Source organism: Nocardia sp. BSTN01 (assembly GCF_015354405.1).
Classification (GTDB): Bacteria; Actinomycetota; Actinomycetes; order Mycobacteriales; family Mycobacteriaceae; genus Nocardia.
In genome coordinates this window covers 16,229-31,120 of the sequence record NZ_JADKYP010000012.1, presented here as the reverse complement: position 1 = coordinate 31,120, position 14,892 = coordinate 16,229, and the positions used below count along the sequence as shown (strand labels likewise).

The following is a 14,892-nucleotide window of genomic DNA, read 5'->3' as shown; positions in this document are numbered from 1 at the left end:
TCAGATGAGGGCCTTGTTCTTGCGAGTGCGCTTCCGCACGTCGCGCATGGGTGTCTTGCTGCGGGCCTGCTCGGTGGTCAGCACGCGTGCCTCGCCGGAGCCCGGGACGATCTCGGCCGCCCGGCACCACACCGGTGCGGCGGTCTCCTCCACGTCCGAATCACTGTGCGGGACGTCGTAGTTCGGTTTCCATGAGTCCCTTCCCGATATTTCTGACGGACGGCACGACGCGGGCGCATGTCACCCAAGCCACGCGAACCATCCCGATCGCGGCGCCGCCGAGGAACACCAGCAGGGTGAACTCGAACACCGTCAGCTCCACACCGAGAATCCTGTTGAGCCAGTGCGGGATCGGCCCGATCATCCGGCAACTCCTTCCCACCCCGCGGGCGCGCCACACTTCCCGGCGCCGAGCGCTATGTTACTACACATTCTCTCTCTAGAAACGGGGCGAAGTGCAATAGATCCACGATCTAACAGGGATAATGGCCTCGCCTCTGATCCAGATGTTTAGTGAGAGTCCGGGTGAATCGCTAATCACATACCAGAAGCTGGAGTTATCGCCGCGGGAGGGTTGCCCGCAGCTCTGCGCCGTGAGACGATGAGTTGATAATCATCTCATTAACTCGGGAGGTATAGTGGCGTACCCGATTCGTTCCTCACCCGTTCCGGGGGCAGGAGCCGACGACCCCACCGCGATCGAACGCCGCCGGCGGTACATGGTGGGGCTCGGTGCGCTACTCGGCGGCGGTGGCGCCAACGTGATCATGCAGCTGAGCAATCCCGCCGTGGGTCGCGGTGTTTTCGAGAGCGTTGTCGAGAGTGGCCGCTACGACTTGCATCCGCGCAAGCGTTCGCGCACTACGCTGACCTACCTGGCGGTGGCGATGATGGGCACCGAGGACGAGCGCGCCGCATACCGGGCCGCGACGAACACCGCGCATCGTCAGGTGAAGTCGGCGCCCGGAAGTCGCGTGACCTACAACGCTTTCGATCCGGAGCTGCAACTGTGGGTGGCCGCCTGCATCTACGTCGGTGTGCGCGACTATCTGATCTATTTCTTCGGCGAGCTCGACGACGACACGGCCGATGATCTGTACCGGGAATCGGCCCGGTTCGGGACGACACTGCAGATGCCCGCGCAGGCGTGGCCCGCCAACCGGGCTGCCTTCGACGAATACTGGAACTCCAAGCTCGCCGAAATCTCCGTCGACGAGGAGGTCAAGGCGTATCTACTGGAGCAGATCGTCGACCTGGGGCCCTTCACCCGTCCATATCGTGTCGCCCTGCGGCGGGTGAATCGGTTCTTCACCACCGGCTTTCTCCCACCGCAATTCCGCGACGAACTCGGTCTTGTCTGGAGTCCTCGCCGGCAGTGGGCCTTTCAGAAGATCATGCGTCTGCTTGGGCTGATACTCGACCGGCTGCCCGAGCGGTGGCGGATGTACCCCTACTGGGACTACCTCCGGGATATGCGACGGCGGCGGACCCTGGGAAAACCCTTGGTGTGAAAGCGGTTCGATGATCCGCTCCGGCCACCCCGTCGACAACAGGGGTGGCCGGTGGCCGATCACACGAGTGCGTACTTCTTGCGGATACGCCAGCGCACGTATCCCATCTGCGGGTTCCCCACGTTCCGGATGAACCTGGGGATGAACCGATTGACGAATCCTACGAACAGGAACAGATTCTCGAACCGGCGCTGGTCGGTGGCCGTCCACTCCACACCCATCTGTTCCCGGAAATGCGGCGGCAGAAATCCCGCCGTCAGAAAGCGCAGTAGTCCGCCGAAGAACAGTCGTAGATACCAATGGATCATCCGCAGGTGCAGCAGATCATCGACGTACGCGCGGACCTCCTCGTCGATACTCACCCGGCCGCACGCCTCGTTCCAATACTGATCGAAGTCGACACGGGTCTTCGGCCACATGTCCTCATGCACCTGCAGCGTGGTGCCCAGCGTAGAGGCGTTCTGATAGAAAGCCTCCGCCTGCTCCGGGCTCATCTTGCCGTTCAGTAGCTGATAGCCGTCCTCGAAGCCCACGAAAAGGCATGCGGCGACCCATAGTTGAGTAGTGCGGTCGAAGGCGTTGTACCGCACCTTCGCTCCGGGTGCGGACCGCACTTGCCGGTGCGCGACATTCACCGCCTCGCGCATGGCACGCTTCTCCGCGTCGGTGCCGAGAATGGCCACTGCGAGGTATGACGCGGTGGTGCGCAACCGTTTCCAGGGATGCTTCATCAGCGCTCCGGACTCGACCGGGCTCTCGATGACACCGCGGCCCACTTCGGGCCATGCCATCTGCATGGCTACGTTCGCCGGGGCGGCCGCGAGTCCCCAGAAATCGAGTGCGTCCGGCAGTTGCGGTAGCCGTTTCGTCGTGGCCCGATGGACGGCCGATATCGGGATCCGCGTCTCCTCGATGGTCAGCGCCCGCATCGCGGCTTCGGGTGGTTTCACCGCTTCGATCCGGCGGTGTCGCACCGGAGCCGAGGGTTCCTCTTCGTATGAATTATTATGCGGGCCTCTATAATTCGGCGCCGACGATTGCGCGTCCATGCCAAATGATCCTTTCCGTGGAAGGTATACGCCCACTCCGGCCGCGCCACCGGCGACTGAAGGTAGGGGCTGGGGAGTGACCCGTACACACGGGATGCGGGCGGGCATCGGCGACCGAAGGCCTCGGCCATCGGTCACGATCGGATCGAGTTCTACCCATCGCAAGCCCCCGCGAGATGATGATAATAATACAACGTCATCTTCTCAGGGGAGATGGACGGCAGTCAATGCAGATGTTATCGACAATTCTCGTTATATTGATCTTGGATTCGGGCTCGTAGGCGGCTGAGTTAGTCTTCGTCGGTCAGTATGTCGTTGAGGATGCGCTGTGCCCGGCTGGCCGACTCGTGATCGGTGGACCGATACTCGGCGACGGTGAGCAGCGCTTTCCACAGCGCCCAGCCGCGGGCGCGGTCCCACGTCGCGCTGTCGTGGTCGATTGCTCGTCGGAACGCTTCGCGGCTGTCTCCGGACAGCATCGTCCACGCCAGGACCAGGTCGCAGGCGGGGTCGCCGATCCCACAGGCGCCGAAGTCGATGACGGCAGCCAGCTTCCCCTGGTCGACGACCAGATTGCCGGGGGCCAGGTCGCCGTGAAACCACACCGGATTCCGCTCCCACTCGGTAGCCAGGGCCTTTTCCCAGACGCCCGTGGCCGATGCGGTATCGACGCGACCGTCGAGGATGTGGAGACAGTGCCGGGTCTGTGCGTCGTAGTGGCCTGGTGGTCGGCCTCGGTAGAAGCTGTGCGCACCGGCAGGGGGTGCTTCGGCGGCATCGCATCGCTGCAGAGCGTGAATGAATTCTGCGGCAGCGACCGCGAATTCGGTCATGTCCTCGATTCCGGCTCGATCGGCGGTCTCACCATGGATCCACCGGCGCACCGACCACGGAAACGGATAGCCGAGGTCGGGTTCACCAACGGCGAGAACGGTCGGCACCGGTACCGGCAGCGAGGGCGCCAATCGCGGTAACCAGCGGCTTTCCTTGGCAACAGCGGGTGCGTAGCCGGCCGCGGTCGGCAACCTGACCGACATGTCCTCGCCGAGGCGGAAAGTGCGGTTGTCCCACCCGTCGTTGACCACCGGTGTGACCGCCAGCGCGCTCCATCGCGGAAACTGTCTCGCGATCAAGCGCGCGACCAGCCCCGCATCGATTCCGGCGCGGCCGTCCGCGGAAACTGTCACCGCGCCATCCTGAACCCTGCCGGCCGTGCTCGACAACCGATTTCCGATCGCTTCGTGGACACGGTATTCGGTTGCCGCCCTGCTGCTCCTACCCATGGAATGGGCGCGTGATCCCATGGTCTGTCCCGGCGCGTCGCGGTCGTCACCGGCGCTCCCTCGATAGCCCGCGCGTCTTGAACATCAAACGACCGTAGACGCCATCGCCTTTCCCAGCATTCGCGACAACGGCCACCGCCGGTCGCGATTCCGACCAGCAACACCGACTACTGAATAGCCGGTCCCCGCCTGGTCTGCGACCGGCCGACGCGCCATCCAACACCGCCGGATCTCGGCCACCAGACAGCGTCGACGCTGTTGTCGGCGGTGTGCAGTCGCCTCGCATCGCCGATCTCCGCGGTGACTCCGGGCAGTGTGGCGGCCACTTCGATGTGGCGGGGTACGGGGTCGACGAGATGTACCGAATGCCCGTCACCGGCCGGCCATCGGGCGTGGACGCCGGTGCCGCCACCGACGTCGAGCGCCGTCGCCTGGAGCGTCAGGACGCGGCGCATCAATTCCTGGGTGCGCAGAAACTCCAGGCGACCGTGCGCGGACCTGAGTAGCCGATCACACTCCGAGGTGCGCGAATAGTGTTCTACGAGTTCGAAAGTCATACCGAATGCTGTCCGCCGGTACGTGCGACAGCAACGGAATATCCACGGGCTCAGACGCTGGCGATCGCTATGACCTGGCGGGGTGTGACCGTGATGAGCATCCTTGCCCTTGCCATCGCCGTGCCGGGATCGATTGCAGGACAGACGTATTCGGCTCGAATCCTTCGCGTCCACACGCCACCATGCTCGGGGGTGACGGTGGCGTCGCCGATCACCCGGACCTGTTTGTTCGGCCGCTCGCCATCAGGACGCAATGCGGCCTCTGTATCGATGACCAGCCCTACCCTCGGATTTCCCACGATGCGGTCCAGGTGCGTGGAGACGTGTCCGTAGCCGATTCGCGGGAGCCGCGAGCGTATCGGCAACCCCCGACAGGTTGACGTTGCCGAGTGCAGTCGGACTCGATGTCGAGTGCTGGCGGACATCTCTGGAAGGGATGACACACGGTCGCGAAAGTACAGGTGGAGGGACAGGTGTTCGGCTGCCTCAATCGGTCGTGCCGGCGTGCACGGCGATGATTCGCCACCCGTGCGTCTCGTCGTACAGCCACGTCCGGGTGTAGCGCATCCTCGCCGCGAACGGCACCCCGGAGACGGTCCCTTCGACGGTGCCGAGAAACCACGTCACCCCGGTACGCCCGTCGGTGAGCACGGTCAACTCCTCCTCGGCCAGCTTCGTCACCACCTGCGCTCGCGTGCGGTGCAGCTCCAGGTCGTCCGCCTTGGTCTGAACGTTCGCACCCAAGGTGAAGATGAGCCGATCATCCAGCAGCCGGTCCAGTGCCTCGACGTCGCCGGCGAGCTGCGCGGTCTGGAGCCGGCGCTCGGCGTCTCGCAAGTTCTCCATGCGGAACACCTTGCCAGCCGGCGGCCGGATTGGCATCGTCATCGCGAGACGCGTAGAAGAATCGACCGTCCTGTCGAGGCCGAGATCTCCTGTGAGGCAACAGCATCCGTTGGTGACGAACCGCTCGGCGGTCTGGGCGGGCGTATCGACGTACCCGGCGAACCGCGGCCGCCGAGGTGTTCGAGGCGTCCGTAGACGAAACTGCTGCGCCGGAAAGAATGGTCCGCCGGCACCTCGGGGCATCGCCGCCCTCCGGGTGCGATCGATCACGGTGACCGCAGAAGTGTGAGTCTCCAGCGACATGCCGAGGGCTCGCAACGCCGGCGGGTGGTGGTTCAGTGGCCGGTCGCCGAGATCCGTTCCGCGCCCGGCCGCAGCCGGAACCGGCGGTGCTGGAAGTCCCAGAATCGGTAGATCGGCCACTGCACGGTGTGGGAAACGCAGGCGGCCAGAATGATCAGCCGATGCCGCGGGCGTACCTGGAAGCCGTGGTGTTCGATGGTGCGCAAGCCGAGGTGATGGAACTGCCACTGCCGGCGGGGGCTGGTGCGCCGGCGTCGGGCCGAGGTCCGCGCTCGCATCGCGGTGACCTGGTCGATCCGCAGACCCCGCAACGTCAAACACAACGCCAGATCCAGATCCTCGGCGACATCCGCCCGCGTCTGCACCACCGCGCGCACCTGCTCCCACGCATCCCGGCGCAGCGCCATGTTCGGGCCGTACATATTCCCCACCGGCCCGCCGAGCTTCCCCGCTCGCAGCAGCAGTTGCTGGCCGAACCGCAGGAAGAATCCGACCGGCGAATCGTGATACGTGCACAACCCGGTTACCGCGGCGGTGTCGGGGTGGGTGCTGAGGTGGTCGCGGATGGTGGCGGCCCAGTCGTCGTCGACGAGGGTGTCGGCATCGGTGCGGGCGATGAATTCTCCACGCGCCTTGTCGAATCCGGCGTTGCGCGCCGCGGGAATGCCGCGCACCGGCTCATGAACCAGCTGCACCTTCGGATGCGAGCCGGCGAATTCGTAGACAACGGCTGCGGTGTCGTCGACGCTGCCGTTGTCGACCACGATCACCTCGTCGACCGCATCCTGGGCGACCAGCCGAGACAGGGTTCGCTCGATGACGCGAGCTTCGTTGAGAGCAGGAACTACCACCGACAAGATCATCAAACATCTCCTGCGACAAGGGAATGGATGAACCGATCAAGAGGGAGAGCGCTAGCTTCGGGCAACCCTAAACCACAACCGTTGGCAGCACTTGACTTTCCGAAACACCGACGCCCCGAACCACCGCACGGCGATCCCAGCGCGTCCTGCCGAGGACTCGACGGCACGGATTACGCACCGCGCGGCACCGTTTCACCCATCCGGGCCCGCGGCCGATCGCACCGACAGTGCCGCGGCAGAAGCGAGTTCGCCGATGGCGCCATGTCGGCTCATCGGGGGTGCCGGCGATCAGCCGATGGGCATGCCGATCTGATTGCGTTCGAGCGTGCCACGCAGTTCCGCGACGGCGCGCACGGTGTCGGGAGAACTCTCGACGATGTCGCCGATCAACTCGGCGAGTCCAGCCGTGACCGTCTGCTGCGCCGCGTCGAACAGTCGCGCGCCGTCGGCGGTCAGGGCCAGCAGTGACGACCGGCGGTCGGCCGGATTCGGTTGCCGCACCACCCATCCCCGCGTCTCCAGACGGTCGACGCCTTTGCTGGTGGCACCGACGCCGATGGCGAATTCGGCGGCGAGGTCGGCCACGCGCGATCCCGGCCGGTCGCGCAGGAAGCGCAGAAACTCGAACTGCGAGGTGACAATCCCGTGCCGTTCCCGCAGACGGTCGTTGAGAGCGTTGTACAGACGCGTCTCACAACGCACCAAATCCGCGAAGAAGCAGGTGAGGTCGACGCCACGCCCCGATTTATATTCCACGGCATATAGTGTAATGGAATCTACTTCCGGGAGGAACACAACCATGAGCAAGCAACAGCGGGCCCTCGTCGACGCGATGCTGCGGCAGCCACGCCCCTCCGGCCCTCGGTCGGTCGAGGCGCTGCGCACCGGATTCGAGACGTTGATGGCCCAGATGATCGTCCCCGACAACATCCGGATCGCGCCGACGACGCTCGGCAACCGACCCGCACTGCGGGTCGAACCGGACGACGAACCCGGCGCCGCGACGATCCTGTACTTCCACGGCGGCGGCTTCGTGTTCGGCTCCCCCGAGACCGCGCTGTCGCTGACCGGACACCTCGTCGCCAAGACGGGCTTCACGTCCTACTCGCTGGACTACCGCCTCGCCCCCGAGCACCCGTTCCCGGCCGCGATCGAGGACACCCTCACCGCCTACCGCGCCCTGCTCGACACCGGAACAGATCCTTCGACCATCGCGTTCGCCGGCGACTCGGCAGGCGGCGGCCTCACCGTCACCACCTGTCTGGCCGCCCGCGACGCCGGACTGCCGCTGCCCGCCGCCATCGTCGCCTTCTCCCCCGGCCTCGACGCCACCCGCACCGGCGAAAGTATGCACACCAAAGCAGACCTCGACCCGATCTTCACCCGCCGAGCCGTCGAACACACCGGGGCCATGTACCTCGCCGGAGCCGACCCCCGCCAACCCCTGCTCAGCCCCGCCGTCCTCGCCGACCTCACCGGCTTTCCCCCGCTGCTGATCCAGGTGGGCACCAACGAGATCCTGCTCGACGACTCCACCCGCCTCGCCGCGCGAGCGCAGGCAGCGGGAGTGGACGTCATCCTCGACGTCACCGCCGACGTGCCGCACGTGTTCCAGGCCTTCGCAGGCATACTCGACGAAGCAGACCAAGCCCTCGACCGCGCGGCCCTGTTCCTCACCCAACACAGCACCGGAACGCCGGCTCACTGAACAGCGCAACAGCCACACCGGACCTGGCGACCGTTTCGCGGCTGAATCAAAGTCCGGCGGCCAGCGCCGACTTCGGCTCACCGTGGCTCACGCGGCGACCGCCTCCGCCAAGCGGGGCAGCTGGCGCGGCGGGTCGTGATGCTCGACCTCCAAACCGGCGCCACTGCGGGTATCGGACTGGCATGTGCGCGCCAGGTCGCGCCCGGTGCACACCTGGTACTGGTCGGGCGCGATGCCGACAAACTGCGCCGGGCAACCGAGCGCGTGTCGGCCGCGGGGGCAGCGCAGGTCGACACCCTGGCACGCCGCCACACGCCGCCATCCCGTCGGCTCGGAAGTCACCGCCGAGATCACCGACGTCTTCCCCACCACTCGCGAATACTTCGTCGCGTTCGATGGTCTGTGGTCCGCCCTGTTCTGGACCGGCACACCACCCATCGTCGGCACCACCGCACAGTTCATCGCCGACCGGCATCTCGACGCGACCCGGCGAATTCGGCTGCGCACAGCCTGACATCGCCTACAGCCGTAGATATCCGGCCGCCGGCGACCAGAACATCGAAATCGTGTCGCTCCGCACTACCCGCACTCTCCAACTGCGTGATCACATACTCCGTGGCCGTATTCACCGTCGCGCCGCCGTATGTCACCAGAACTCCTCGCGCTCAGCCCGCTGCACCACGAACCAGAAGCGCTCCGTGACGACGGTCGCACCGACCGCGACCTTTCAATACCCATCCACACAGCCTCAACCCAGCCATTCGTCGCATGGTCGCCGATCACCGATCCGGCGATACGTCATGGTTTCGTCATCGCGTCGCGGGGCACCTCCGCTTGCGAGTGCGCGATGATCTTCGGGATGCCTGCTCACACGCCGCGGCCGCAGGCACCGAGCAGGCAGGCCGAACCACACCGACGAGCGCGACCTACCGAGGAGACCGAGGTGGCAACAGTCGCCGAACGCGTGCAGCAACATATCGGTCGCGGCCACGCGACGGATATGCGGGAAACCAGGATGTTTCTGCGCGGCCCCGGCACCGCCGCCACCGACATCACACTGTCGACGAACGACTACTTGGCGCTCTCCGGCGACAGGCGGATCACCGCCGCCATGAGCGAGGCGATGGTCGCCCCGGTCGAGCCCGAGACCAGCCCTCTGGCGCGCCGCCTGGCGCACTACACGCACAGCGCGGCGGCGGTGGTGTGCCAATCGGGCTGGGCAGCCAATATCGGATTGTTGCAAGCGATCGCGGCGCCGGGCGTACCGATACATGTCGGGGAGAACACGCACATGTCCTGGCGACAGGCGGCACTGGCCGCGGCCGCGCCGTTGCACACTTTCGGACAGACCGACCCCGCTCGGTTGGCGGCGCAGATCCGCGTCCACGGTCCCGGAATCATCGCCGTCGACGCGATCGACAGCACCACCGGCACACCCAGCCCCCTGGCCGCACTGTGCGACGTCGCCGACGAGACCGGTTCCGTTCTCGTCGTCGACGAATCACACTCCCTGGGCGTCGTCGGCCCACACGGTGCCGGTGCGGTGGTCGCGCTCGGGCTCACCCGGCGCGTGCCGTTTCGCACCGCCAGCCTGGCCAAGGCGTTCATCGGCCGGGCCGGGCTGGTGACGGCACTCGACCCCGATTTCGCGTCCTATTTCGAGTCGGTGGCCTATCCGGCGATCTTCTCCTCGGGCCTGCGGTCCCACGACGTCGCCGGGTTGTCCGCCACTCTGGAGGTGGTCCGAGCCGAGGACGGACGCCGCGTCCGGCTCCGCGAGATCGCCCATACCGTCCGAGAAGCGCTGGCCCACATAGGTTTCGATATGGGAGGAGTGGACAGCCACATCGTCGCACTGCCCACCGGAACCGAAGCCGACGGTCGCGCGGTGCGCGCGATCCTGGAAGCACACGGTGTCCTCGGCGCTCCGTTCTGCCCGCCCGCCACCCCTCCGGGCGGGTCGCTGATTCGGCTGTCGTTGCACGCCGCACTCACCGCCGAGCAGATCGAACGAATCATCACCGCGTGTGAACGGGTCCGTGCCGGTCACGGCCGGTGACCCCGGCCGCTGGAGCAACCGCCGCCGGTCGAGCGCACAGGCGTGACCGCCGTCGGCAGCGGCAAACGACAGTCGCGCTCGGCACTCAGGTGCGCGGAGCCGCCGTCAGCGATCCGGCGGCCGCAGCGAACAGCCCCTGGCAGCCGGCTGCGACCTCGGCGATATCGGCGTACAGATCGACATCGTTGAGTTCACGCAGCATCTCGACGCGGCAACCGTTACGCAGCAATGCCTCTCGGGTGAGTACACCGGTTCGATCGGTGGACATCGGCACCTCCGCGAGTACTCGCGCCGGGCGCACGTCACACAACCCCAGCGCCCACCAGCCGCCGTCGGCCGCCGGCCCCAGCACCGCATCCGGGCCGGCCAGCAACCGCGCCCCGCATTCGGCCAGCAGCGCCGGCCCGGCCTGCGGAGTGTCCATCCCGATCTGCAGAACAGGTAGCCCGAATCGGGCCGCGTCGGCGTGCGCATTCGCCAAGCGCACGCCGAAACCGTCGCCGCGCTGCCGAACGACATCGAAATCGCGCAGGGCCGAACCTATTTCGCGTGCGCGGCACGCTCGCTCCAGATCGCCGGCCCACGCGACCACGGCCCGCGCCGCGCCGCAGTCGCGCACCGCGGTCAGGGTGTCCAAGAGCGCGGCGGCGGCCAGATCCGCCGCCTCGGCCGGGGACAACGGTGGTGTCAGCCGGGTCTTGGCGAATCCGGCGACCGGCGCTTTCGCCACCACCAGCAGCGTCAATGGCAGAACAGTCATCGCACACTCCAGAAGTCGCGGGCGGCACGCGCCGTCCCGATTACCGAACCGGACACTTTCGACACACCATGGGTGCGCGGTCGATAGGTGACATCACGTTCGACCACCTGCCACCCCGCCCGCGCCGCGCCGGCCAGCAATGCCAGCGGATATCCCGACCGCGGATGCAGCGGGCCCAATGCCACCAGCTCGGAGCGCCGGATCACACGCATCGCGGCCAGATCGTGCACCGGCAGCCCGTAATGTCGCCGCAGCCACTGCGCCAGCAGCCAATTGCCCAGGCGCGCATGCCACGGCCAGGCGCCCCGCACCGGGCGGCGGCGGCCGGCCACCATGGTCACATCGGGGCCCAATTCGGCCACCAGTAACGGTAATTCGCCGGGCGCCATCGAACCGTCACCGTCGAGCACCGCCACCAGGTCGGTTGTCGCGGCGGCGATCCCGGCTTGTACGGCACTGCCGTAGCCGGGGACGGATTCGACGACCACCGTCGCGCCCGCCGCCCGCGCCACCGCGGCGGTGTCGTCGGTCGAGCCGTTGTCCACAACGACGACCCGATACTCCGCCGGAACCGCCGCCAGGACGCCCGGTAGCGCGTCGGCCTCGTTCCGGCAAGGAATCACCACGGTCAGCTCTCGACTGGCTTCGACTGGGGTCACGTGTCGACCGTAAGGCCGATCGGACGAAAAACAGCTGGTGACACAGGTGACGAAAGTATGACGGCACGATCGCGTGGGCGCCGCACGACACGAGCGGGACCTACGGTGAACGGGTGAGCGATACCCGCAGCAGTACCGCATCGCACATACGGCGAGGATCGGGCGTGCGCGCCGATATCGCCTGCGCGGTGGCGGCGACGGTCCTGGTGGCCGCCGCCTTCCTCGTGCCGAGGATCAGCACGCCGCACTATCGCGATGCCATCTACGCCGCGGCGGCGCCGATCTTCGGCTCATGGCTGCCGCACGTCGGATGGGGCACGGCTCCCGCGATCGCGATCGCCGTCGCCGTGGTGCGCTACGGCCCGCGGCTCGCCGCCACGCTCACCTGGCGGCGGCTGCTGCCGGCCACCTGGGTGACCGCACTCACGTGGGCATTCTCCCTCGCCATGGTCGACGGGTGGCAGCGCGGATTCGCCGGCCGGCTCACCACGATGCACGAATATCTGCACGAGGTCGGCGGAGTCCACGACATTCCGGCGATGCTGCGCGGATTCTCCGACCGGATTCTGGATTATCAACCCGATTCGTGGACCACCCACGTGTCCGGCCATCCGCCGGGCGCACTACTGGTGTTCGTCTGGCTCGACCGGATCGGATTGAGCGGCGGCGCATGGGCTTCCACGCTGTGCGTGCTGGTCGGCTGCAGCGCGTCGATGGCCGTGCTGGTGGCGATGCGGGCGTTGGGCGCCGAGAGCAGGGCGCGAGCGGCCGCACCGTATCTCGCGCTCGCGCCTGCGGCGATCTGGCTGGCGGTCTCCGCGGACGCCTTCTTCGCCGGGGTGGTCGCCTGGGCGGTGGCCGCGCTCGCGGTCGGACTCGGCGGCGCGCGGCCACGTCCGCTGATCCTGTTCGTCTCCGGGGTGTTGTTCGGATTCGGCATCTATCTCAATTACGGACTGGTCCTGATGGCCGTCCCGGCCGCGGCGGTGGCGCTGCTGCGCGGTGTGCGAGCGGTATGGCCCACGGCGCTGGGCGTGCTGGCCGTCGTCGCCGTCTTCACGCTGTCCGGCTTCTGGTGGCTGGACGGCTATCACCTGGTGGTGCAGCGCTACTACCAGGGCATCGCGACCACACGGCCCGTGTCCTATTGGATCTGGGGGAATCTGGCGGCGACGGTGTGTGCGATCGGAATCGCATCCGCCGCGGCGCTGCATCGACTTCCGGGTGCGCTGCACCTTCCCGCACCGGCGGAGATCCGCGCCGCGCCCGCGACGGCGTTCACACGCTGGCGCGCCCGGGCGGACCCGGCGGCGCTGCTGGCTCTGGCCGCACTGACCGCCCTTCTGCTCGCCGATCTCAGCGGCCTGAGCAAAGCCGAAACCGAGCGGATCTGGCTACCGTTCGACATCTGGGTGATCGGTGGAGCCGCCCTATTGCCGGCGCGCAACGCTCGCGCCTGGCTCACCGTCCAGGCCGTCGCCACCCTGGTGCTCGCCCACCTCCTTCTCACGAATTGGTGAGCGCGGTGCGCATCCTGATCGCCGATGACGACCCCGTGGTGCGGGAGGTGGTCCGCCGCTACCTCGAACGCGACGGCATGGAGGTCGCCGAGGCCGCCGACGGCGTGCAGGCGCAACGCGCCCTGGCCGGCGGTGATATCGATCTGGCCGTCCTCGATGTGATGATGCCCGCGCCCGACGGCCTCGCGTTGTGCCGGTCGGTGCGTGAGGGCGAGCGTCCCGAGACGCCGATCATCATGCTCACGGCCCTCGGTGAGGAGGAGGACCGCGTGCTCGGACTGACAGCGGGCGCCGACGACTACCTGACCAAACCGTTCAGCCCGCGGGAACTGGCGCTTCGGGTGGCGTCGGTGCTGCGCCGCACCCACGGACCGGCGCCGACGGCAGGCGTGTTGCGCAGCGGCGAGATCCGCCTGCGGCCGGCGGCGCGCACGGCGGATATCGCCGGTCGGCCGATATCACTCACGGCACGCGAATTCGACCTGTTGTGCTTCCTGCTGGCCAATCAGCGGCGCGTGTTCAGCCGTACGGAACTGCTAGCCCAGGTGTGGGGCTGGGATTTCGGTGACCAGTCGACGGTGACAGTGCACGTCAAACGCTTGCGTGCCAAACTCGGCGATACCCACCGGATCGAGACGGTGTGGGGACGGGGTTACGCCTGGGGTACCGGAACGGGAGTCGATCGTGCCGAATGATGTTGCGGGCCTGATCGGATGGGCGCTGGCCGGATCGGTGCCGATCGTCGCGCTCGGAGCGATGCTGCTGCGGACCTTTCGCAATCGGGCCCTCGGACTGTCGATGGTGATTCTGGTGTTGATTCCGACGCTGTCCACCCTCAGCGGCTTCATCGCGGTCAGCGGACTGATGTTCTCCGATGCGCTGGCCAAGATGTCGGTGGTCCTCATCGTGGTCACGGCGGTGACCGTGCCCGCGGCGGTCGTCCTAGGCCGGGCGCAGGCGCGGCAGCTGGTCTGGGAGAAACAGATGCTCGACCGGGAGCGCGCCGCGGAGGCGTCGCGACGCGAACTGGTGGCCTGGGTCAGCCACGATCTGCGCACGCCACTGGCAGGGATCCGGGCGATGGGCGAGGCCCTCGCCGACGGCGTGGTCGCGCAGACCGGGGATGTCGAGCGCTACGGCAGGCAGGTCGTGCGCGAGACCACGCGATTGTCGGGCATGGTCGACGACCTGTTCGAGATGTCGAAGATCAACGCCGGAGCCTTGCGCCTGCACGTCGAACCACTGGATCTGCGCGAACTCGTCGACGAGGTGGTAGCCGCCAACGAACCGGCCGCCCAGCGCGCGGGAGTGACACTGCGTGTTCGACAGCCGGATTCGGCGATCACGGTGGCCGGCAGCGATCAGGCGCTGACCCGCGTGCTGACCAACCTCGTCGCCAACGCGATCGCGCACACCCCGCCGGGCGGACATATCGACATCTCGGCCGATGCCACCCGCGGCAGCGCGTGGGTGCGCATCGACGACACCGGTCCCGGCATCGCCGAGGCGGATCTTCCCCGCATCTTCGAGGCCGGCTATCGCGGCACCGCCGCACGCTCTCCCGCGTCCGAGGGCGGCGGCAGCGGTATGGGACTGGCGATCGCCGCCGGTCTGGTGTCGGTCCATCACGGCGAGATCCGCGCATCGAACCGGGAACACGGCGCCCGCTTCGACATTCGGTTACCGCTGCTCGACGGCGCCGACCCTGCCGCGGTGTCGCGGCCTGCTCACGACCGCGGGTTGTCGATCTCGCCGTCCTGACCGTCGACCGTTC

General features: G+C 67.2%; 18 protein-coding genes. 7 read left to right on the top strand and 11 right to left on the bottom strand.

Annotated features, from left to right (window positions below):
* Both IRT45_RS12915 and IRT45_RS12910 read right to left on the bottom strand, forming a co-directional pair.
* Positions 1-153, bottom strand: a complete 153-nt coding sequence (locus IRT45_RS12915; RefSeq protein WP_194806083.1) for a hypothetical protein — start codon at positions 151-153, stop codon at positions 1-3.
* A 7-nt stretch (positions 154-160) separates the two neighbouring features.
* A complete protein-coding gene (locus IRT45_RS12910) occupies positions 161-364 on the bottom strand; it encodes a hypothetical protein (protein ID WP_194806082.1) in 204 nt (67 codons plus the stop codon).
* Between the two features lie 274 nt (positions 365-638).
* On the opposite strand from IRT45_RS12910, the gene IRT45_RS12905 reads away from it, so the two are divergent.
* Positions 639-1,511 (top strand): oxygenase MpaB family protein, encoded by an 873-nt coding sequence (locus IRT45_RS12905; protein WP_309240930.1) that lies wholly within the window; start codon positions 639-641, stop codon positions 1,509-1,511.
* A 59-nt stretch (positions 1,512-1,570) separates the two neighbouring features.
* Here the strand turns inward: IRT45_RS12905 and IRT45_RS12900 are convergent, their stop codons facing one another.
* The 7 genes from IRT45_RS12900 to IRT45_RS12870 all read right to left on the bottom strand — a co-directional run bounded on the left by IRT45_RS12900 (position 1,571) and on the right by IRT45_RS12870 (position 7,168).
* On the bottom strand, positions 1,571-2,440 hold the full coding sequence (locus IRT45_RS12900; protein WP_194806165.1) for an oxygenase MpaB family protein: 870 nt from the start codon (positions 2,438-2,440) through the stop codon (positions 1,571-1,573).
* A 410-nt stretch (positions 2,441-2,850) separates the two neighbouring features.
* Positions 2,851-3,747 (bottom strand): aminoglycoside phosphotransferase family protein, encoded by an 897-nt coding sequence (locus IRT45_RS12895; RefSeq protein ID WP_309240929.1) that lies wholly within the window; start codon positions 3,745-3,747, stop codon positions 2,851-2,853.
* Positions 3,748-4,010: 263 nt separating this feature from the next.
* Positions 4,011-4,400, bottom strand: coding sequence for a bifunctional 2-polyprenyl-6-hydroxyphenol methylase/3-demethylubiquinol 3-O-methyltransferase UbiG (locus tag IRT45_RS12890; protein ID WP_194806081.1), 390 nt, complete (start codon positions 4,398-4,400; stop codon positions 4,011-4,013).
* Positions 4,401-4,450: 50 nt separating this feature from the next.
* Complete coding sequence (locus IRT45_RS12885; RefSeq protein ID WP_194806080.1) at positions 4,451-4,699, bottom strand: hypothetical protein; 249 nt, start codon at positions 4,697-4,699, stop codon at positions 4,451-4,453.
* Positions 4,700-4,886: 187 nt separating this feature from the next.
* Positions 4,887-5,246: a nuclear transport factor 2 family protein gene (locus tag IRT45_RS12880; RefSeq protein ID WP_194806079.1), complete on the bottom strand. Its 360-nt coding sequence runs from the start codon at positions 5,244-5,246 to the stop codon at positions 4,887-4,889.
* 335 nt (positions 5,247-5,581) lie between these two features.
* Positions 5,582-6,400, bottom strand: a complete 819-nt coding sequence (locus IRT45_RS12875) for a glycosyltransferase family 2 protein (RefSeq protein ID WP_309240928.1) — start codon at positions 6,398-6,400, stop codon at positions 5,582-5,584.
* A gap of 300 nt (positions 6,401-6,700) precedes the next feature.
* On the bottom strand, positions 6,701-7,168 hold the full coding sequence (locus IRT45_RS12870; protein WP_309240927.1) for a MarR family winged helix-turn-helix transcriptional regulator: 468 nt from the start codon (positions 7,166-7,168) through the stop codon (positions 6,701-6,703).
* 43 nt (positions 7,169-7,211) lie between these two features.
* Between IRT45_RS12870 and IRT45_RS12865 the strand changes: the two genes are divergently transcribed.
* From IRT45_RS12865 to IRT45_RS12855, 3 genes are all read left to right on the top strand, one after another.
* A complete protein-coding gene (locus IRT45_RS12865) occupies positions 7,212-8,120 on the top strand; it encodes an alpha/beta hydrolase (RefSeq protein WP_194806076.1) in 909 nt (302 codons plus the stop codon).
* Positions 8,121-8,304: 184 nt separating this feature from the next.
* The gene (locus tag IRT45_RS12860) at positions 8,305-8,634 is read left to right on the top strand and encodes a hypothetical protein (RefSeq protein ID WP_194806075.1); all 330 of its coding nucleotides are present in this window, start codon (positions 8,305-8,307) and stop codon (positions 8,632-8,634) included.
* 429 nt (positions 8,635-9,063) lie between these two features.
* Positions 9,064-10,179 carry an aminotransferase class I/II-fold pyridoxal phosphate-dependent enzyme gene (locus IRT45_RS12855; protein WP_194806074.1) on the top strand — a complete coding sequence of 372 codons (1,116 nt, stop codon included), beginning with the start codon at positions 9,064-9,066 and terminating at the stop codon, positions 10,177-10,179.
* A gap of 85 nt (positions 10,180-10,264) precedes the next feature.
* Here the strand turns inward: IRT45_RS12855 and IRT45_RS12850 are convergent, their stop codons facing one another.
* Both IRT45_RS12850 and IRT45_RS12845 read right to left on the bottom strand, forming a co-directional pair.
* Positions 10,265-10,939, bottom strand: a complete 675-nt coding sequence (locus IRT45_RS12850; RefSeq protein WP_194806073.1) for a DUF2064 domain-containing protein — start codon at positions 10,937-10,939, stop codon at positions 10,265-10,267.
* Positions 10,936-11,598: a glycosyltransferase family 2 protein gene (locus IRT45_RS12845; protein WP_309240926.1), complete on the bottom strand. Its 663-nt coding sequence runs from the start codon at positions 11,596-11,598 to the stop codon at positions 10,936-10,938. Before IRT45_RS12845 ends, IRT45_RS12850 begins: the two co-directional genes overlap by 4 nt.
* Before the next feature lie 164 nt (positions 11,599-11,762).
* Here IRT45_RS12845 and IRT45_RS12840 point away from each other — a divergent pair, with 164 nt between their 5' ends.
* Genes IRT45_RS12840 through IRT45_RS12830 form a run of 3 tightly spaced genes read left to right on the top strand, consistent with a single transcriptional unit; the run spans position 11,763 to position 14,879 of the window.
* Positions 11,763-13,118 (top strand): hypothetical protein, encoded by a 1,356-nt coding sequence (locus IRT45_RS12840; RefSeq protein WP_309240925.1) that lies wholly within the window; start codon positions 11,763-11,765, stop codon positions 13,116-13,118.
* Positions 13,115-13,813 carry a response regulator transcription factor gene (locus IRT45_RS12835; RefSeq protein ID WP_309240924.1) on the top strand — a complete coding sequence of 233 codons (699 nt, stop codon included), beginning with the start codon at positions 13,115-13,117 and terminating at the stop codon, positions 13,811-13,813. The genes IRT45_RS12840 and IRT45_RS12835 overlap by 4 nt, the downstream gene beginning before the upstream one ends.
* Positions 13,803-14,879, top strand: coding sequence for a HAMP domain-containing sensor histidine kinase (locus IRT45_RS12830; protein ID WP_309240923.1), 1,077 nt, complete (start codon positions 13,803-13,805; stop codon positions 14,877-14,879). Before IRT45_RS12835 ends, IRT45_RS12830 begins: the two co-directional genes overlap by 11 nt.
* Positions 14,880-14,892: the final 13 nt, after the last annotated feature.